The 18,629-nt window shown below is 71.1% G+C and carries 14 protein-coding genes and 1 pseudogene; 10 read left to right on the top strand and 5 right to left on the bottom strand.

The window, feature by feature from the left end; translation table 11 throughout:
• Nucleotides 1-287: 287 nt before the first annotated feature.
• A pseudogene (locus EES42_RS23425) lies at nucleotides 288-2,063 on the top strand (protein kinase).
• 82 nt (nucleotides 2,064-2,145) lie between these two features.
• Here the strand turns inward: EES42_RS23425 and EES42_RS23420 are convergent.
• Together EES42_RS23420 and EES42_RS23415 are read right to left on the bottom strand one after the other, a co-directional pair.
• Entirely contained in the window at nucleotides 2,146-3,048 is a 903-nt protein-coding gene (locus tag EES42_RS23420; protein WP_124720230.1) for a serine hydrolase, read from the bottom strand.
• On the bottom strand, nucleotides 3,045-4,010 hold the full coding sequence (locus tag EES42_RS23415; RefSeq protein WP_241196554.1) for a LysR family transcriptional regulator: 966 nt from the start codon (nucleotides 4,008-4,010) through the stop codon (nucleotides 3,045-3,047). The genes EES42_RS23420 and EES42_RS23415 overlap by 4 nt, the downstream gene beginning before the upstream one ends.
• 141 nt (nucleotides 4,011-4,151) lie before the next feature.
• On the opposite strand from EES42_RS23415, the gene bla reads away from it, so the two are divergent.
• Nucleotides 4,152-5,117 (top strand): class A beta-lactamase, encoded by a 966-nt coding sequence (gene bla / locus EES42_RS23410; RefSeq protein ID WP_124720228.1) that lies wholly within the window; start codon nucleotides 4,152-4,154, stop codon nucleotides 5,115-5,117.
• A gap of 14 nt (nucleotides 5,118-5,131) precedes the next feature.
• Here the strand turns inward: bla and EES42_RS23405 are convergent, their stop codons facing one another.
• Nucleotides 5,132-5,836 carry an N-acetyltransferase gene (locus EES42_RS23405; RefSeq protein WP_241196553.1) on the bottom strand — a complete coding sequence of 235 codons (705 nt, stop codon included), beginning with the start codon at nucleotides 5,834-5,836 and terminating at the stop codon, nucleotides 5,132-5,134.
• Between the two features lie 125 nt (nucleotides 5,837-5,961).
• Between EES42_RS23405 and EES42_RS23400 the strand changes: the two genes are divergently transcribed.
• Nucleotides 5,962-6,285 carry a hypothetical protein gene (locus tag EES42_RS23400; RefSeq protein WP_124720226.1) on the top strand — a complete coding sequence of 108 codons (324 nt, stop codon included), beginning with the start codon at nucleotides 5,962-5,964 and terminating at the stop codon, nucleotides 6,283-6,285.
• A 98-nt stretch (nucleotides 6,286-6,383) separates the two neighbouring features.
• Here EES42_RS23400 and EES42_RS46330 read toward each other — a convergent pair whose 3' ends face one another.
• Both EES42_RS46330 and EES42_RS23395 read right to left on the bottom strand, forming a co-directional pair.
• Complete coding sequence (locus EES42_RS46330; protein WP_241196552.1) at nucleotides 6,384-6,608, bottom strand: PucR family transcriptional regulator; 225 nt, start codon at nucleotides 6,606-6,608, stop codon at nucleotides 6,384-6,386.
• Nucleotides 6,605-7,306: a GAF domain-containing protein gene (locus EES42_RS23395; RefSeq protein WP_241196551.1), complete on the bottom strand. Its 702-nt coding sequence runs from the start codon at nucleotides 7,304-7,306 to the stop codon at nucleotides 6,605-6,607. The genes EES42_RS46330 and EES42_RS23395 overlap by 4 nt, the downstream gene beginning before the upstream one ends.
• Nucleotides 7,307-7,501: 195 nt before the next feature.
• On the opposite strand from EES42_RS23395, the gene EES42_RS23390 reads away from it, so the two are divergent.
• From EES42_RS23390 to EES42_RS23365, 7 genes are all read left to right on the top strand, one after another.
• Nucleotides 7,502-7,735, top strand: coding sequence for a hypothetical protein (locus EES42_RS23390; protein WP_124720225.1), 234 nt, complete (start codon nucleotides 7,502-7,504; stop codon nucleotides 7,733-7,735).
• 12 nt (nucleotides 7,736-7,747) lie between these two features.
• Nucleotides 7,748-8,026, top strand: a complete 279-nt coding sequence (locus tag EES42_RS46325; protein WP_241196550.1) for a hypothetical protein — start codon at nucleotides 7,748-7,750, stop codon at nucleotides 8,024-8,026.
• The gene (locus EES42_RS46320) at nucleotides 8,023-8,373 is read left to right on the top strand and encodes an aldo/keto reductase (RefSeq protein ID WP_266499624.1); all 351 of its coding nucleotides are present in this window, start codon (nucleotides 8,023-8,025) and stop codon (nucleotides 8,371-8,373) included. Before EES42_RS46325 ends, EES42_RS46320 begins: the two co-directional genes overlap by 4 nt.
• A 341-nt stretch (nucleotides 8,374-8,714) precedes the next feature.
• On the top strand, nucleotides 8,715-9,338 hold the full coding sequence (locus EES42_RS23380) for a winged helix-turn-helix domain-containing protein (RefSeq protein WP_124720224.1): 624 nt from the start codon (nucleotides 8,715-8,717) through the stop codon (nucleotides 9,336-9,338).
• Nucleotides 9,335-10,732, top strand: a complete 1,398-nt coding sequence (locus EES42_RS23375) for an MFS transporter (RefSeq protein WP_206433552.1) — start codon at nucleotides 9,335-9,337, stop codon at nucleotides 10,730-10,732. The genes EES42_RS23380 and EES42_RS23375 overlap by 4 nt, the downstream gene beginning before the upstream one ends.
• Before the next feature lie 341 nt (nucleotides 10,733-11,073).
• Nucleotides 11,074-17,817, top strand: coding sequence for a non-ribosomal peptide synthetase (locus EES42_RS23370; protein ID WP_241196548.1), 6,744 nt, complete (start codon nucleotides 11,074-11,076; stop codon nucleotides 17,815-17,817).
• Nucleotides 17,818-17,864: 47 nt separating this feature from the next.
• A partial coding sequence (locus EES42_RS23365) for a condensation domain-containing protein (RefSeq protein ID WP_241196547.1) occupies nucleotides 17,865-18,629 on the top strand: 765 nt, incomplete at its 3' end.

Genomic DNA, 18,629 nt, shown 5'->3' with positions numbered 1-18,629 from the left:
GGATGTGTTCAGGGGCATGCGGGGCGATGGCTCGCCGTGATGTCCTGCTCCAACCCTCTCGTGGGCGTGCACCACGAGGGAGCGACCGTGGTCTTCGCCCCTGACCGGAACAACCGGCCGGCGCTCGACCTCACCGTCACCGAACCGGCCTGACGTCAATCGGCCCACCACTCCAGCCTGTTGGTGCCGATCGATCCGATCACGAGTTGTGGTCCGCCGCTCCGACGCGTGCGCACTTGTGGCACAGTCATGCCGTGGATGCACTGAGACCTCAGGACCCCGTGCGCATGGGCGCATACCACCTGCTCGCCCGTCTCGGTGCGGGTGGCATGGGACAGGTGTATCTCGGCAGGTCACCCGGCGGCCGGCTGGTGGCCGTGAAGGTCATCCGTGACGAGATCAGCGACCACCCCGAATCGCTGGCCCGCTTCCGGCGCGAGACCGCGACCGTCGAGGCCGTACGCAGCGCCTACACGGCGCAGTTGATCGAGGCCTCGCTCGACGCACCCCCCTACTGGCTGGCCACCGAGTACGTTGCCGGACCCACCCTGCGCGGCGCCGTCGGCGCGAGCGGCCCCTTCCCGCCGGACAGCGCACTGAGGTTGCTCGCCGCGCTCGCCGAGGGCCTGGCCGGCGTCCATGCCCACGGAGTCACGCACCGGGACGTGAAGCCGCACAACGTCATCCTCTCGCCGCAGGGGCCGTAACTGATCGACTTCGGCATCGCGCGAGGGCTTGAGCAGACGATCCTCACCCGGGACGGAATGGTCTCGGGGACCCCCGGCTACACGGCCCCCGAGGTCCTGCTGCGCAACGAGGTGGGCCCGGCCGCCGATGTGTTCGCCCTAGGCGCGACCCTCGCGTACGCGGCGACGGGCCGGCCCCCGTACGGCACGGGCGAACCGGCGGCGGTGAGCTACCGGACCGTGCACGAGGACATCGACCTGGAGGGGGTTCGGCCCGCGCTGGCCGCTCTCATCCGGCAGTGCGTTGCCAAGGACCCGGCGGATCGGCCGGATCCGGCCGCCGTGATCGCCCGGTGCGCGGTGGACTCACCGCTGGCGACGGACGCCCACTACCGGATGCTGGCGCGCATCGCGGAACCCGTCCCCGTGCCCCTGCCGGAGACCGAGCCCGGAACCGGGACCGGGACCGGGACCGGGAGCGAGGCGGAGACGACGCGGTTGCCGGGGACGGGGGAGCAGCCACGGCCCGTGAACCATGAGCCGGACGTCCACGTGGCGGACCGGGCCGCGAGCGCCGCACCCACCGGGGCGTCGGGCACCACACCGGACGACCGGCCGGGGCCTGAGAGGCGTCCTGATCGGGGGGCGCGGGGCAGGGCCTGGCTCGCCGTCTGCGCGGTGGCGCTCGCGGTACCGGTCACGGTCTGGCTGCTCCCGGAGTCGGACGGCGGGGACACCGGCGCCGCCCGTCCGACGGAGGTGACCGTGCCCGAGCAGTCGGCAAAGTCGAAACCGGCCACCAAGGATTCGGCAAAGTCTAAGCCGGCCACCAAGGATTCGGACAGCCGGCCACCGGACCACATCGTGAACGATCGTGTCTCGCAGGACCGCTGGACCCTGTCCGAGGACCCGCAGCAGGCGTCACAGGGCATGGGCTCCTGCGACCTCTCCAGCATCGTCGATTCCTCACCGCCGACAGGACTGCAGTCCTCCGTGTCCCACACCACCGGTTCGGACACCGCCTTGCTGCAGATGCGTCCCAAGGACGCGGGCGAGGGGAAGCGGCCCGTGCCGTACTACATATCCGTGGGGGTACGGCCCCCGCACGAGACGGACCGTGCCACTGGACGGCCCCTTCGAGTGGTGAGCAAGGGCATCGGCTTCACGAGCAAGCCCGTCGACCTCTACTCCCGTTGGACTTCCGGCGGAACCGTCAAACTCAAGTACCCGGACGACTTCCGCGCCCACTTCGGCAAGCGCACCGTGGACGCGATTCCGGTCGGGGACGACAGGGGCGACTGGACCGTGGTGCTGTACCACGTCGAGGGCGGGCCGACGAAGTACACATCCGTCGTGTGCAACGGGTTTCACGCCTGAGACACAAACGCGCGGTGTGCCCCGGCCGGGCGGTCGCGCGCCCGGCGGGCCGCGGTCCTGCGAGCGGTCCGCCGGCCTGTCTTCAGCGTTGGCGGAGGTGATCCCGCAGCGTGCGGGCCACCTGCGCCATCAGCGCGTCGGCGCCGGGCTGCGCACTGGCCGGGACGAGTGACTCGGTCAGTGCGGCGATGGCGAAGGACCGGCCGTCGGAGTGCTCCACGACACCGATCTCGTGCCGGAGGTTGAGGAGGGTGCCGGTCTTGGAGGACCAGGTGGAGGCGTCCGAGCTGAAGTCGGGGGCGAGCCGGTGCCGGATGAGGTTGTGGGCCATCAGCGCGCGTACGCGTTCAGCCACTTCGGGATGGATCGCCGACGGCGTCCACAGAGCCTGCAACAGCTCGACGTACGCACGTGCGCTGCCGGAGCTGGCGCGCGTGGTGTCGAGCTGGGGCACCCGATGCCCGCGACCGCCGGTGCCGGCGTCGATGGCGAGGGAGAGCGCCAGATGGGCCTGGGAGGCGTCGAAGCGTTCCAGCGGGGTGTCGGAGAGTTCGTCGAGGCTGTGCCGGACAGTGATGCCGCGGAGCCCGAACTCACGGAGCATGTCGGTGACCTGGGCGGGCGGGGTCAGACCGAACAGTACGTCGGCGGCCACGCCGTCACTCACGCAGGTGCTCATGTAGAGCAGGTCGTCGATGGCGATCCGTACGGGGTGGCGGAACCGGCTCAGTCCCGTGGGGCCCGGTGTGGCCGTACGCCCGGGCCGCACATCGATCGTCGTCGCCCCGTCGAGCTCGCCCCGCCGGATGCGCTCGGCCGTCGCCAGCGCGAGTGGAACCTTGACCAGGGACGCGGACGGCAACTGGGTGTCCGGGGCGATCCCGACCTCCTCCCCGGTGTCGAGGTCCCGGACGAGCAGACAGCCGCGCAGTCCGCCCTCGTGCAATTGCCGGCGCATCTCGCTCAGCAGCGTCTCGGTGCTCATGCCGTAACCCTTTCCGTGCCGTCCGCCGTGCCGTCGGCCGTACCGTCCGCTGTACGGTCCGCCCCGCTGCCCGCGCCCAGGCAGCGGCCGATGGCCGTGCCCAGCCGTGCCTCGATGTGTTGTGGATTGCCGCCCGCGGCGGCGACGAGGGCGAACCCCCGGCTGAGCCCGACCTCACCGATCGGCCGCCAGTGCAAGGCGAACTCCTCGGCCTGCGCGGGGGAGCACAGCAGCAGATCCCGCGTGCGGAACACCTCCGCCGCCGCGGTCGGGAGGTCGGTCGCGGCCATGAGCTGTGCGGGCCGCAGGCCCACCGCGTCCCGCAGCCGGGTCAGCGGGTCACGGATGTGCGGCACGTCGTCCTCCGGCTGGATCCAGATACGGCGCGCCGGGCCCGGCGATGCCCGCCCCATCCGCAACGTCTCGATGTAGACGCGTCGCACACCGGGATCCCGGACCCCGGCGAGACCGAGCGGCACGGACCACGTCGCCTCGTCCGAGGGCACCGCGAGCAGCGCGGCGCGCACCAGCTGCGCGTGGATGAACTCGATGCGCTGAGCGGGGGCGGCGATCCGGAGATCGAGCGTGATGCCGTGCTCCCGTGCCTCCGCGATCAGACGGGCGAGACCGGCCGTCGAACAGAGAGCGGGCACCGCGAGCCGCCAGGGCTTGCCCTTCGAGGCCTCGGCCTCGTCCAGCAGCACATCGGCGGCCTGGACGAGCTGTCTGGCCGCCGGAAGCATCTCGCGGCCGAAGGGCGTGAGGACGGCCCGCCGTGACATGCGCTCGAACAGCTGCTCACCGAAGCGTTCCTCCAGGGCGGCGACACGACGGCTGGCCACCGGTTGGGACATCCGGGCGGCGGCTGCTCCTACGGTGAAACTGCCGTGCTCGCTCACGCTGATGAATGCCCGACACGCTCCGACCAGATCCACAGCCCGCACCCTATGCCAGATCGGCATGAAACCGCGTCCGAGCGTATTGGACCGCATGGCCGCCGGACGGCGAGGGTGGGCCCGGCACTCAAGACCGCCCCGGGACGGGGAGTTGCCGCCCCATCCCCTATGCGCCCCTGCCTGCGGGCGCCTTGGAGGTTCGGACCCATGCAGAAGCACAGCAGTGCCCGGCGTGCCCTTCTCGGTGCGCTGGCCGCGTTCGCACTCGTCCCGATCGCGGCGTGCGACGGAGCGGACACCCGTCCGGGGTCCTCCGCGTCCCCGGCGGCGTCCTCCCCGCACGCCGGGTCGACGGGCCCGGCCACGAGCGCGAAACCGTTCGACCGGGAGCGCTTCGCCCGGCAGTTCGAGGACCTTGAGCGCAAGTACGACGCACGGCTGGGCGTCTATGCCATCGACACCGGCACCGGCCGCGAAGTCACTCACAACGACGCTGAGCACTTCGCCCATGCCTCCACGTTCAAGGCGCTGGCCGCCGGGGCCGTACTGCACAAGTACTCGCTGGGCGGAATGGACGAGGTGATCAAATACTCCAAGAAAGACCTGGTCAGCGACTCTCCGGTGAGCGAGAGGCATGTCGGGACCGGGATGAGCCTGAGCGCGCTGTGCGACGCCGCCGTCCGCTTCAGCGACAACACCGCGGCGAACCTGCTCCTCGACCGGCTGGGCGGTCCTCGTGGCCTGGACGCCGTACTCGCGGACATCGGTGACGACGTGACCCGGATGGAACACCGCGAACCGGAGCTCAACCGGTGGTCCCCGGGCGCCACGTCCGACACCAGCACACCGCGGGCACTCGCGGGCGATCTGCGCGCGTTCGTCCTCGGGGACCTGCTCGGCAACGGCGAACGCGCGCAGTTGACGAAATGGCTGCGGACCAACACGACCGGAGCCGAACTCATCAGGGCCGGGATGCCCAGGGGCTGGGTGGTCGGTGACAAGACCGGCTCCGGTGGCACCTACGGCACACGCAACGACATCGCCGTGGTGTGGCGCCCCGACGGCGCCCCCGTCGTCGTGGCGATTCTGTCGAACCGGTTTCAGGAGGACGCCGAGTACGACAACGCACTCATCGCGGAAGCGGCCTCCGTGGTCGCCGAGGCGCTGTCGTAGCGGGCAGTGTGCTGTCAGGCGGTCCGCGGCTGTCCGCCGTGCCGGATCCAGACGTTGGGTTCGACGTAGACGGCGTGATCGTGCGCGGTGTCACAATGCACCGGTGCCAGGGCGCCGGGGACCTCCACGTAGCCGTCCCGGTCGAAGGGGAGACCGGTCCACTGCCGCCACTGGGCCAGCGAACCGCTGACCGTCATCGACGCGGGAGCGAGCTTCTCGACGGTGCTGCCTGCCCTGACGTGCACTCGCACCCAGGGGTCGGCCGGCAGCCCGTCGTCGCGACGACGGCTGAGGTACTCGGTCATGGGGACGTGCGGATCCAGGTGCTTGGCCGTCGGCCGGACCGGCGCGAGCAGGGCGTCGTGCCCCTGCCGGCCCGCCGCCAGGCGGAGCGCGTCGAGCATGCGGTAGGAGAGGCCGCGACCCAGGTAGTCGGCGTCCACCGAGATCTCCAGCGCACTGGCCGCCGTCGGAGCGTTCCCGTGCTGCCGGTCATGGAAGGCCCACGTCAGCACCCGGTCCCAGCCCTGGTCGGGCAGCTCCTCACGTCCGTCGAGCACGGAGTTGAACGGCACGGCGAGTCCGCGCGCGACGACCCGCCCGCCGTCCGTCGCCGCCACGCAGTACTGCGGGAACTCCTCCGGAACCCGGCTCAACAAGGCACTCGCGGCCATGTCGTGGGGCGTGAAGACGGGCCAGGTGTCGTTGATCTCGTACACGCGTGAGATCAGCGACGGGTCTTCGGAGAGCGGGCGGATCCGGATGCTGTCTATCTCTCGAGAAGGACAGCACCACGGCCGAGGACTGGCTGCGCGGGCGTGGCAGCAACCCGGCCGACGAGGCGATGCCGTCCCCCTCCTCGACGGCTGAGCCGCCGGCCGACGACGCGTCCGCGTTCCGGCGGCTGCTGCACGACAAGGGGCAGTTGCAGCGGCTGGACTACAAGGTCAACACCGACTGGTGGAACGCCTCGCTCGGCATCGGATTCGGGCTTTCCGCCGGGCAGTTCAGCATCGGCTTCAAGCTCTTCGGCATCGACATCACCCATGAGCACCGTCAGCAGACCCTGACCGGAAACCCCACCTACGCGAGCGCACCGGGCCCGGACGGCACGCGTCCCTGGAAGGACTTCACCAACTGCTCCCGCACCCAGCCCATCACGAGCTGAGCGGCACCGGACCGGTGCGCGGTCTGCGGGGCCGGGAGCGCACCGGGGGCGAACGCATGGTGACGCAGGTGACCGGGCGATCACACGCGGAAGCGGCCCTATCCGGCCGTTCGTCGCATGGTGAGGGCCAGATGGACCTGCAACGCGTGGTCGCCGTGGCGCCACCGCGGGCCGAGCAGCACCGAGATCCGGTCCATGCGCTGGTAGAGCGTGTTGACATGGACGTAGAGGGCGGAGGCGGTACGGCTCAGGTTGCCGTCGCAGGTGAAGTAGGCGAGTGCGGTGCGCACCAGATCGCTGCCGCGGGTCTCGTCGTGCTTCACCAGCGGACCGATCGTGCGGCGGACGAAGCGGTCCAGTTCGTCGCGGGCCGCCGCGCCCAGCAGGATGCCATGGATGCCGAGGTCGTCACGGCAGGCACCCTCGCCGGCGCGGTCCAGCGCGACCAGTACGTCCAGGCAGCGGGCGGCGTCGCGGTGTGCCTCGACGACGGCCGCCGCGCCGGGTGGAGCGGGCTCCGCACCGACCGTGACAGGCCCTCCGCGCCGATGACGCCGTCCACGTACGGGGTGTGCTCGAAGCGGGCGTCGTTGGGGTAGCCGGCGGTGTGGTACGGCACGGCGGTCGCGGCGACCAGTCCGCCCAGACCGGTGCCGGCGGCGAGCCGGCCGGTCTTGAACCCGTCCTTCGTGATGCCGTCGGTGACGCGTACGTAGGTGTCGCCCTCCTCCGGGTCGGAGAGCAGCAGATACGCGACATCGGCGCCGACGAGGGTGCGGGCGCGGCTGACGATCGCCTGGAGGACGTCCTCCAGGTCGCGCAGCGAGGCGAGGTCACCGGCGGTCTCGTAGAGCGCGGCGAGCGCCGCCTCCCGGCGGCGGTGGGCCGCGAGCCTGGAACGTATCTCCACAGCTTCGTCGATGAGCCGAGGCGCGGTCGCCACGGAGCGGAACTCCCTCTCGTCGGCCCTCTCGCGCGGCAGGCGCAGCAGAGCACCGATGGTCTCCGGCGTTGTCGTCACCCGGCCAGTGGTACCGCACCGTTGCCGCCGTGCACACCGGGCGACGGAGAGAATCTCCACTCATCGCCCGTGGACAACGTGACACACCTCCATTTCCCGCGGGGCGGTGCACGGCCCACCATGGCCCCGTCCGTCCACGTAACCCCGGCTTCGACCCCCCTTCCCCGGACGGACACGAGCCAAGGAGAGCGCACGATGAAGCTCCGCCCCCTGCGGTACGCCGCCATCACCCTGGCGGCCGCCCTGGCCGCGGCCCTGGGACTCACCGCTCCCGCCCACGCGGGCGAACCGGGCCTTCCCCGGCTCAACATCACCGACACCTACGTCACCGGAATCTCCTCCGGCGGCTTCATGGCCTCGCAGCTCCAGGTCGCCTACTCGGGCACCTTCAAGGGCGCGGGCATCGTCGCCGCCGGTCCGTACTACTGAGGCAAGGGCGGCATGATCACCGGCCTGATCGCGTGCGGTACGGGTCTGATCTCCACCGACCCGGAGGGCATCGAGCAGATCGCCCGCCGCTGGTCGGCGGAGGGACGGATCGACCCCGTGTCGAACCTGGCGGGCAAGCCCGTGTACACCTACCACGGAACCAAGGACCCCCTCGTCCGTACCTCGGTGAGCGACGAAGGGGGCCGGTTCTACGGGGACTTCGGGCCCGGGCCGCGTACCACGACACCGACCCGGCAGGGCACGGCTGGCCCACTCCGAACGCCCCGCTGAGCTGCGGCACCACGTTCTACCCGTTCCTGATCAACTGCGGCAACGCCCCCCGATTCCAGGGGGAAAACTTCACCGCCAACACGGCTGCGGCATCGGTGGTGCGCGAAGTGGCCGCGAGGCAGGAGGCGACGCCGGCCCAGATCGCTCTCGCGTGGCTGCTCCACCGGGGCGAAGACATCGTGCCGATTCCCGGGACCAAGCGCAGGGTCACACTGGAGGAGAACCTCGCGGCGGTGGACGTGGTGCTGGACGCGGAGGACCTCCGGCGGCTGGAGGAAGCGCTGCCTCCGGAAGCGGTGGCGGGAACCCGCTACCCGGAAGCCGTCATGCATATGAATGACCGTTGACGGCAGTTGACGGCAGTTGACGGACGCTGAGGGTCGCTGACGGCCGCTGAGGGCTGTCGAAAGAAAGGGCCCGCTGATGCCCGGGCGCTGGGAAGGACGCCCGACGGGTACTGGCCCCGTTCGGGCGTCCTTCGTCCACGTCCAGTGCGGTCCGACGCGGCGAGCTGTCGTTTCTCTGCGCGCGTCGCAGGAAGACGCTTCTCCGGCGGTACGGAGCTCAGCCATGGGCGGCGCCGATATCGGTCCGCGTACCCGCCGGAATCCAGCCACCTCCTCGATTGCACAGACTTCTGTGCACAGAAGTCTGTGCACAGAAGTCTTTGTCATCTACCTTGGGCCTCATGGAACCTCCTGAGCAGCTGTCCCAAGTGCAACTGACCGCTCGTAACCTGCGGGGTGTCGCACACCCGCTGCGGGTGCGGATGCTGACGGTCCTGCGGACGGAGGGGCCGGCCACGGCCACCACGCTCGCCCGGCGGCTGAACCAGAACACCGGCGCGACCAGCTATCACCTGCGCCAGCTCGCCGAGTACGGCTTCATCGTCGAGGCGCCGTCCCGGGGCGGCCGCCGTGAGCGCTGGTGGCAGGCGGCACACGTCAACACGGTTGTGCCGGACGATTCGGTGCTGGCGGGCGATGACGGTCTCGGCATCGCCTATTTGCAGGCGCTCGGCCGGGTCTGGTCCGACGCGATGACGACAGCCATCGACGCGACCGCCTCGCTGTCGCCCGAGTGGCGCGATGCCCAGGACTTCGGCGACTACGTGCTCACGCTCACCCCAGCCGAGGCCGAAGAGCTGTCGGCAGAGATCCACCGACTGCTCCGCCGACGCAATTCCGCCCCCGAACCGGCAGGTTCGCCGCTGCCCGAGGGCGCGGCGCGAGTCGCCTTCCAGTTCCAGTTGTTCCCCACCGGCGCAGACCGGCACGTCTCCCACCCCACCGAATCGGAGTGTGAAAGATGACCTCTCGGCACGCGGCCGCCCAGCAGGCGGTGGACAGTGGCACACGCACACCCGCTCCGGACGCCCCGGACGGCGGGCCCCGGGTCCTGCGCGGACTGGTCGGCATGCTGTCGGCCAACGCGGCGTCCCTGTCGGCCAACAGGGTGCTCTCGATCGCTCTGCCCTGGTTCGTCCTGACGACGACCGGCAGCGTCGGCAAGACGGGTCTGGTCGCCTTCTGCCAGATAGTTCCCTACGTGTTAGCCCAGGCGCTGGCGGGGCCGATCATCGACCGGGTCGGTCCCAAGCGCATCAGCGTGGCCGGCGACCTGGCCTCCACCGTCGCGACGGCCGCCGCCCCGTTGCTCTACCTGACGGGACATCTGTCCTTCGGCCTGCTGCTGGGATTGCTCGCCGTGGTCGGCGCGGCGGACGGCCCTGCCAACGGAGCCAAGGGGCTCTTCGTGCCCGCGGCCACCCGCGCGGCCCGGGTGCCGCTGGAACGGGGGACCGGTCTGTCGGCGGCGGTCGAACGGACCGCGACGACCGTTGGACCGGCCGTCGCCGGTGTGGTCGTCGCCTCCTTCGGCAGCCTCTACGCCCTGTGGATCACCGCCTTCCTGTTCGGTGTGTCGGCGCTGATCATCTCCACCACCCTCAGCGACCCGGTACCCGAGCCGCACGAGACGCCGGTCGACGAGGCCGAGGGCTATTTCTCGCGGCTGCGTCAGGGCGCCGTGTTCCTGCGTGACGCCAAACTGCTGCGGTCCATTGTGTTCATGCTCGCCGCGACGAACATGCTCGACCAGGCGTTCATGTCCGTGCTGCTGCCGGTCTGGGCGAAGGAGACGGGCTACGGTGCGGAAGCCATCGGCCTGGTGGTCAGCGTCTTCGCCGCGACATCGATCATCGCCGCGCTCGTGGCCGCGGGAGTGGCCGAGCGACTGCCCCGGCGTGCCGTCTATCTGATCGGCTTCACGCTGGGCGGCGTCCCGCGCTTCGTGGCCATGGCCACGGGGGCGCCCCTGTGGCTGGTGCTGGCGGTACTGGCGGTGGGAGGCCTGGGCTCAGGCTTCGTCAATCCGATCGTGGGGGCCGTGACGTACGAACTGATCCCCACTCCGTTGCTGGGACGGGTCAAGACGCTGGCTCAGGCCGTCACCTGGGCGGGCATCCCCTTCGGTGGGCTGCTGGGTGCGGGACTGGTGACGGTGGCGGGCACCTCGGGCGCGCTGTGGATCGTGGGCGGGCTCTACCTCGTCGCCATCGGTGTGCCGGCCCTGAACCGGGAGTGGGCGGGCATGCGCAAGCAGACGGTGTCCGACGCGAGCCCCGTCGGCACCGAGCACGGGAAGCAGAGCATGGCCGGCACGGCTTCGGTTCCCGGGGAACCGGCGGCCAAGGAAGTCGCGTAAGCGGCGGCACGGGACCGGCACCGGCCGGGCGGTGGATCGCCCGTCGGCCGCCGGTCCCGTACTCCCGCCTCTGCCCGGACGGCAGATCTCCGCCCAGGCGAGCGGAACTCGGCCGGGCGGGCCCGGTGTTCACCTCCCGACCGGCGTGAGCGGCCGTGTCCGGCCGGCAGGAGTGGCAGCGTCCGGCGGGCAGAAGAGGCCACGTCCGGGCGGGCAGAAGTGGCCACGTCCGGCGGGCAGAAGTGACCAGTTATCTCCTCCAGACCGCTCTGCGAGCATCGGATTCGGCTGAGTTTCCGAGGGTTTTCGCAGACGGTCGATGACGAGGAACTGGTGGACACATGACGACGAAGCCGATGACGGCCGCGGCCTCCGGTCAGAGGGCCGAGGAGGGCGGTTTCTCTCCTGCGGAAGCCCGCATCGCGGCAGTGTGGAATGCGGTGCTCGGCGCCGAGGTGACCGGGGCGGAGGACGAATTCTTCCGGCTCGGCGGAACACTCCCGCACGCGGCGGAAATGGCACGCCGGATCGCGGAGGAATTCGGTTCGGAATTCGGCGTGGAAACACTGCCGGAACCATTGACGGTGCGGGCAGTGGCGTCGTTCCTCGCGGAGGAAGCTCTGCTGCGGACCCGCCGGCTGTTCGAGGCGGCCGACGTCGATGCCGAGGACGCGACGGCGGCCATGGACGCCCTGGTGGCGGCCGGGGCTCCGGACGAAGCTCCCGTCATCCCCCGCGCGCCCCGGCACGGACGTCCGCTGCCGCTGTCGTTCGCGCAGCGCCGACTGTGGTTCCTGGACCAGCTGGAGCCGGGCCGGGCCGAGTACCTGATCCCCATGGGACTGCGCATCCGCGGCCCGCTGGACGTCCCGGCGCTGCGCGCGTCGCTGTCGGAGCTGGTGAGTCGGCACGAGGTGCTGCGCACCCGCTTCGCCGGTGACGCGGACGGCAACCCCGGCCAGGTGGTCGACCCACCCCGGCCGCTGCCGCTCGCCGTTCACGACCTGCGTTCCGTCGCCGGACAGGATGCGCGCGAGGAGGAGGCCGCCGCGCTCGTGGACTCCGAGGGCTTCCGCCCGATGGACCTCGGCACCGGACCGCTGGTGCGTGCGCTGCTGATCCGGCTGGCCGATGAGGAACACCTGCTCTGTCTGACGGTGCACCACATCGCCTTCGACGGCTGGTCGGCGGGGGTGCTGTCCCGGGAGCTGACCGCGCTGTACGGCGCGCGGAGCGCGGGCAACGCCGCCGGCCTGTCCGAACCTCCCCTCCAGTACGCCGACTTCGCGGTCTGGCAGCGCCAGTGGCTGACCGGCGAGGTCCTGGCGGAGCAACTGGACTACTGGCGCGCCCGACTGGCCGGCACCGAACCGCTGGAGCTGCCCACCGACCGCCGGCGTCCGGCGCGGCGCAGCGGCAACGGTGCCATGCTCACCTTCCGCGTGCCGGCGGAGACCGCCGACAGCGCCCGAAGGCTCTCCAAGGAGAGCGGCGCCAGCCTGTTCATGACCCTGCTGGCGGTCTTCCAGGTGGTGCTGTCACGCTACAGCGGCCAGGAGGACATCGCGGTAGGCACCCCGATCGCGGGCCGCAACCGGGCCGAGATCGAGAACATGATCGGCTTCTTCCTGAACACGCTGGTCATGCGCACCGACCTGTCCGGCGACCCGGCGTTCGCCGAACTGCTGTCCCGGGTCAAGGACACCGCGCTGGGCGCCTACGACCACCAGGACCTGCCCTTCGAACGCCTCGTGGAGGAACTCGCCCCGCAGCGGGATCTGTCGCGCAATCCGCTGTTCCAGACGATGTTCGTCCTTCAGAACACCCCCGACAGCCGCTCCTGGGAACTGCCGGGCCTGACCGTGCGGCAGCTCGAAGTGTCCGCCCAGGACTCCAAGTTCGACTTCACCTTCTACGCCACCGAGGCCGCCGACGGCGCTCTGGACGGCACGATCGTGTACTCCACAGACCTCTTCGACGAAGCCACCATGGTGCGTCTCGCCGACCACTTCGAGACGCTGCTGGCTGCCGCCTGTGCCGCCCCGGAAGCCAGGCTGTCCGAGCTCCCGATGCTGACCGCCGCCGAGCGCCGGACGATCCTCGGCGAGTGGAACGGGGCCGACACCGACGCCCCGGACACGGTGACCGTGACCCGGCTGATCGAGGAGCAGGCCGCTCGCCACCCCGACGCGTCGGCCGTGACCTGCGGCACCGACCGGCTGACCTACCGTCAGCTCGACGAGCGGGCCGAGTGGATCGCCGGGCGGCTGCGCGAGAGGGGTGCCGGGCCGGGCACCCTGGTCGCGGTCTGCCTGGACCGCGGAACGGACATGGTCTGCGCGCTGCTCGGCATCCACAAGTCGGGGGCGGCATACGTGCCGCTGGACCCGGCGTACCCCACGGACCGGCTCGCCTACATGGTCGAGGACAGCGCCGCCCCACTGATCGTCACCCAGTCCGCGCACACCGGCCGCCTTCCCGCCCACACGCCGACGCTGCTGCTGGACGGGCACTGGCCAAATCGGCCGCACACCGCCTCCGCCGGTCAGGTGGCGCAGGCCGGCCCGGACGACGTGGCCTACGTGATCTACACCAGTGGTTCCACCGGCCGCCCCAAGGGCGTGCAGATCACCCACGGCGCGCTGCGTGCGCGGATGCGGGAGACACGCCGTGAGCTGGGGCTCACGTCCGAGGACCGGGTCCTGCAGTTCGCCTCGATCGCGTTCGACTCGTCGGTGGGCCAGATGTTCGCCCCGCTCGTCTCCGGGGCGGCTCTGGTGCTGCGCGACGACACCTGGGACCCGGGCCGGCTGGCGGCGGCGCTGCGCGAGCACAGGGTCACGGTGGCATGGCTCACTCCGTCGGCGTTCGGGGCACTTGCCGCCGACCTGGACGGGCCGGACGCGCTGGGCCCGCAGCTGCGGCTGGTCCGGCTGGGCGGGGAGGCGCTCCAGCGGGAACAGATCCGGCAGTGGTTCCGGCACTGCGAGGTGCCGCTGGTCAACGGCTACGGCCCCACGGAGGCCGCGCAGGAGGCGACGACCGCCAGGATCGACGGTCCCGTGGACCGGGTGCCGATCGGACGGCCGGTCGCCAACGCGAAGGTGTTCGTGGTCGACCGCCACGGCCGCCCGGTGCCGGTGGGTGTGCCGGGCGAGATGTGGATCGGCTGCCCCGGGCTGGCCCGCGGCTATCTGCACCGGCCCGAGCTGACCAGCGAGAAGTTCACCGTCGTGGACGTGGATGGCACGCCGCGGCGCGTCTACCGCACCGGTGACCTCGCCCGGTGGCTGCCGGACGGGCGGCTGGAGTTCGTGGGCCGCTCCGACAACCAGGTCAAGCTGCGCGGCTACCGCATCGAACTCGGCGAGATCGAGACGGCGTTGCTCGCCCACCCCACCATCACCGGGGCCACCGTCGTGCTGCGCGAGGACGTACCCGGTGTGCAGAGACTGGTGGCGTACGTGGTGCCCGTGGGCCCCCTCGACGCGAGCGCGCTGCGCACCCGCCTCCAGCGCGACCTGCCGGACTACATGGTGCCCACGGCGTTCGTACCGCTGGAGCGCATCCCGCTCACCCCGAACGGCAAGACCGACCGCCGGGCACTTCCCGCGCCTGCCTCCGACCGGTCCGGAGCGGGCGCCACGTACACCGAGCCGCGCACGGACACCGAACGCACGGTGACCGAGGTGTGGTCCGAGGTGCTGGGTGTCGACCGGATCGGCGTGCACGACGACTTCTTCGCGCTGGGCGGGCACTCGCTGCTGGCCACCCAGGTCGTGTCGCGGCTGCGCCGGCGGTTGGGTGCCGATGTGCCGGTGCGCACGCTGTTCAGCGCGCCGACCCCGGCGCTGTTGGCCGCCGCCGTGACGGAGCTGGACGGCACGGAAGCCGGCCGCATCCTGGCGGCGCCGCGCCACAGCGCTCCGCCGCCACTCAGCTTTGCGCAGCAACGACTCTGGTTCCTCGACCAGCTGGAGCCGGGTCGGGCCGAATACCTGCTGCCCTTCGCCTTCCGTGTCCGCGGCCCCCTGGACACTGACGCCCTGAACGCCGCGCTCACCGCGGTGGTGGCGCGCCACGAGGTCCTGCGCACCCGGTTCGGCACGGATGCGGCGGGCTCCCCGGCGCAGCTGATCGACCCGGCGCGCCCGGTGCGGATGCTGGAACGGGACCTGCGCGGGGTGGGTGACAGGATCGCCCGCGAGGACGCCCTGGCGGAGGTGCTGCGCGAGGACGGACTGCGGCCGGTCGACCTCGGCACCGGACCGATGCTGCGCGCCCTGCTGGTGCGGCTGGCCGACGAGGAGTACGTCCTGACGGTCACCGTGCACCACATCGCCTTCGACGGCTGGTCGGTGGGCGTGCTGGTGCGCGAGCTGTCCGAGCGATACGCGGCAGCCTTGCCGGATCGCTCCGGCACGCCCGGGCCGGATCCGCTGCCCGTGCAGTACGCCGACTACGCGGTGTGGCAACGTGCCTGGCTGTCAGGTGCGCCCATTGAGCGGCAACTCGCCTACTGGCGGGATCGGTTGGGCGGACTGGAGCCGCTGGAGCTGCCGACCGACCACGCGCGGCCGGCGGAGCGCGGCGGGCGGGGCGAGGTGGTCCGGTTCTCGGTGCCCGCCGAAGTTGCCGCCCGTGCCCGTGCGGTGTCCGCCGAGAGCGGCGCGAGCCTGTACATGACCCTGCTGGCCGTCTTCCAGCTGCTGTTGGCCCGCTACAGCGGGCAGCGGGACATCGCGGTCGGCAGCCCGGTCGCGGGCCGCAACCGGGCCGAGATCGAGAACATGATCGGCTTCTTCGTGAACACGCTGGTCATGCGCACCGACCTGTCCGGCGACCCGGCGTTCGCCGAATTGCTGTCCCGGGTCAAGGACACCGCGCTGGGCGCCTACGACCACCAGGACCTGCCCTTCGAACGCCTCGTGGAGGAACTCGCCCCCGACCGGGACCTGTCCCGCAACCCGCTGTTCCAGACCCTGTTCGCGTTGCAGAACACACCGGGTGTGGACGCCTGGAACCTGCCGGGCCTGACGGCGGAGCCCGTCGAACCCCCGGCCCGGGACGCCAAGTTCGACCTGTCGATGTACCTTGCGGAGGCGGCGGACGGCACGCTGGACGGCGCCGTGGTCTACGCGGACGACCTCTTCACCGAGGACACCGCGCGCCGCTTGGCCGGCCACTTCACCAACCTGCTGGCCGCAGCCACGATTCGCCCGCACAGCGCGCTGTCCGAGGTGGAGATGCTGGACGCGGGGGAGAGACACCGCGTCCTCACCGAGTGGAACGACACCGCCGCGCCCGTTCCGGCAGCGACCTTGCACCAGTTGTTCGAGCAGCGGGCGGCGCAGGACCCGGACGCGATCGCAGTCGTCTGCGACACGGAAGAACTGACGTACCGTCAGATCAATGAGCGGGCCAACCGGCTGGCACACCGCCTGCGCGCAGTGCCGGGCATCGGTCCGGACGTACCCGTGGGCGTCTGCCTGGAACGCTCGCCCGCCATGGTGTGGACGTTGCTCGGCATCCTGAAGGCCGGCGCCGCATACGTCCCGCTCGACCCGGAACACCCGGCGGAACGCCTGGCGTACCTGGTGGCGGACTCCGGCGCGCCGCTGATCGTCACCGACATCGCGCACGCCGCCCTGCTGCCGGACGGCCCGGAACTGCTGGCCGTGGACCGCCCCGCCGACCTGCCGGACACCCTGCCCACGGACGCGCCGGAACCCGTCGCGGACCCCGGCGACCTGTGCTACCTGATCTACACCAGCGGCTCCACGGGCCGCCCGAAGGGCGTCCGCATCGAACACCGCGGAGTGGTCAACTACCTGGCCGGCATGCAGCACGCGTTCCCGATCGCTCCGGGCGAGGGCTTCCTCCAGGCCACGCCGCTGTCCTTCGACGTGTCGGCGTACGAGATCTTCTGGCCCCTGTGGCAGGGTGCCACAGTCGTGCTGGTGCCGGGCTCCGACCGGCTCGACATGGCCGAGGTGTCCCGGCTGATGCGCGCCCACCGCGTGGTCGGCCTGCACTTCGTGCCGAGCCTGCTGGACTTGTTCGTCTCCCAGGTACGGCCCGGGGACTGCACGCACCTGAGATACGCCTTCGCCAGTGGCGAGCCGCTCCAGCCGACGCTGGTGAGCCGGTTCACCGAGCGCTTCCCCGGTGACCTCGTCAACCTGTACGGCGCCACCGAGGTCTCGGTGGACACGACGTACTGGCGGGCCTCGCGCACGGACCCGGCCGGACCGGTCCTCGCGGGCCGTCCCATGGTCAACCAGACCGTGTACGTCCTGGACCCGGACCGCCGTCCCGTGCCCGCGGGAGTGCTGGGCGAGGTGTACCTCGGCGGCGACAGCGTCGGGCGCGGCTACCATCAACGGCCCGACCTCACCGCCGAGCGTTTCGTCGCCGACCCGTTCCGCGGCGGCCGGATGTACCGCACGGGTGACCTCGGCCGGTTCACCGCGGACGGCGAACTGGACCTGCTGGGACGGATCGACCGGCAGGTGAAACTCCGCGGCGTCCGGGTCGAACTCGGCGAGATCGAGGCGACGCTGCTCACCCACGGCGCGGTCGGGGCCTGCGCGGTGGCGGTCCGGGAGGACACGCCCGGCGACAAGCGGCTGGTCGCCTACTGCGTACCCGCGCCCGGCACCACGGCGGACGTCGGAGAGCTGCGCGAATGGGCCGCCGAACGCCTGCCTCGCGCCATGATGCCCTCCGCGTTCGCGATCCTGCCGGAACTGCCGCTCAACCGGAACGGCAAGGTCGACCACGCGGCACTGCCGGCCCCCGGGAACGACGGCGACAGCACGGCCGGATACACAGCGCCACGGGACGAGATCGAGGCGGAGATCGCCGGGATCATGGCCTCCGTGCTCGGCGTCGAACGCGTAGGAGTCCACGAGAGGTTCTTCGACGCCGGCGGGCATTCCCTGCTCGCCCTCCAGCTCGTCAATCAGGTCGAGTCGGTGACCGGAGTACGCATCGGCCTGCGACGCCTTTTTCAGTCGCCGACCGTCATCGGCATCAAGCAACAGCTCGTCGAATTGTTCGACGTGCAGGAACAGCTTTCCTGAAACAGCGGCCCATTGCCCACGCGAGAAGACGAAGAGGACGGAACATCATGGGCGAGAACTCGGTGGAGACACGGCTGCTGTCCCGCATGCGGCGGCGTGCGGAATCGGCCCGGATCGTACGGGCTGATCGGGAGGCCGGACCGCTGCCGCTGTCGTTCGCGCAGCAGCGGCTGTGGTTCCTGGACCGGCTGACGCCGGACAGCGCGGAATACCTGGTGCCGACGGTGCTGCGGGTGCGCGGCGCGTTGGATGTCCCCGCGCTCGGCACAGCACTGTCAGGTCTGGTGGCCCGGCACGAGGTGCTGCGGACGGCGTTCCCGGCGGACGACAACGGCACACCGCGGCAGGCGATCAGCGCACCCTGGCCGGTGGAGGTCACGGTCCACGACCTGCGGACCGAGTCGGACGCGGAGACCCGTGCGGGCGAAGTGCTGCGCACCGAGGCGACGCGGCCGTTCGACCTGGAGGCCGGGCGGCTCCTGCGGGCCGACGTGGTACGGCTCGCGGACGACGACCACTTCCTGCTGCTGACAGTGCACCACATCGCTTCGGACGGTTGGTCCTCCGGGATTCTGGCCCGCGAACTGCGCGATCTGTACGCGGCCGCCGTTGCCGGGCGCGAGGCTTCTTTGCCCGAACTCCTGATCCAGTACGCGGACTTCGCCTCCTGGCAGCGGGAGCAACTCAGCGGGGCTCTTCTGGAGAGGCAGTTGGCGTACTGGCGCGAGCGCCTCGCCCGCGTGACGCCGCTGGAGCTTCCCACCGACCATCAGCGTCCGGCGCAGCCGAGCAGCGGCGGTGACGTGGTCGCC

Source organism: Streptomyces sp. ADI95-17, assembly GCF_003846175.1.
Lineage (GTDB): Bacteria > Actinomycetota > Actinomycetes > Streptomycetales > Streptomycetaceae > Streptomyces > Streptomyces sanglieri.
The sequence above is the reverse complement of the archived record's forward strand: the minus strand, read 5'-3'. Positions and strand labels throughout refer to the sequence as shown.

What these genes read in the sequence shown, in the direction of transcription:
- EES42_RS23390 (WP_124720225.1), top strand. Translation starts at nt 7,502, where the DNA reads ATGAAGCTCCGCCCCCTGCGGTACGCCGCCATCACCCTGGCGGCCGCC.
- EES42_RS23400 (WP_124720226.1), top strand. Translation starts at nt 5,962, where the DNA reads ATGCCGTCCCCCTCCTCGACGGCTGAGCCGCCGGCCGACGACGCGTCC.
- EES42_RS23375 (WP_206433552.1), top strand. Translation starts at nt 9,335, where the DNA reads ATGACCTCTCGGCACGCGGCCGCCCAGCAGGCGGTGGACAGTGGCACA.
- EES42_RS23420 (WP_124720230.1), bottom strand. Translation starts at nt 3,048, where the DNA reads ATGAGCACCGAGACGCTGCTGAGCGAGATGCGCCGGCAATTGCACGAG.
- EES42_RS46325 (WP_241196550.1), top strand. Translation starts at nt 7,748, where the DNA reads ATGATCACCGGCCTGATCGCGTGCGGTACGGGTCTGATCTCCACCGAC.
- EES42_RS23415 (WP_241196554.1), bottom strand. Translation starts at nt 4,010, where the DNA reads ATGCCGATCTGGCATAGGGTGCGGGCTGTGGATCTGGTCGGAGCGTGT.
- bla (WP_124720228.1), top strand. Translation starts at nt 4,152, where the DNA reads ATGCAGAAGCACAGCAGTGCCCGGCGTGCCCTTCTCGGTGCGCTGGCC.
- EES42_RS23370 (WP_241196548.1), top strand. Translation starts at nt 11,074, where the DNA reads ATGACGACGAAGCCGATGACGGCCGCGGCCTCCGGTCAGAGGGCCGAG.
- EES42_RS23380 (WP_124720224.1), top strand. Translation starts at nt 8,715, where the DNA reads ATGGAACCTCCTGAGCAGCTGTCCCAAGTGCAACTGACCGCTCGTAAC.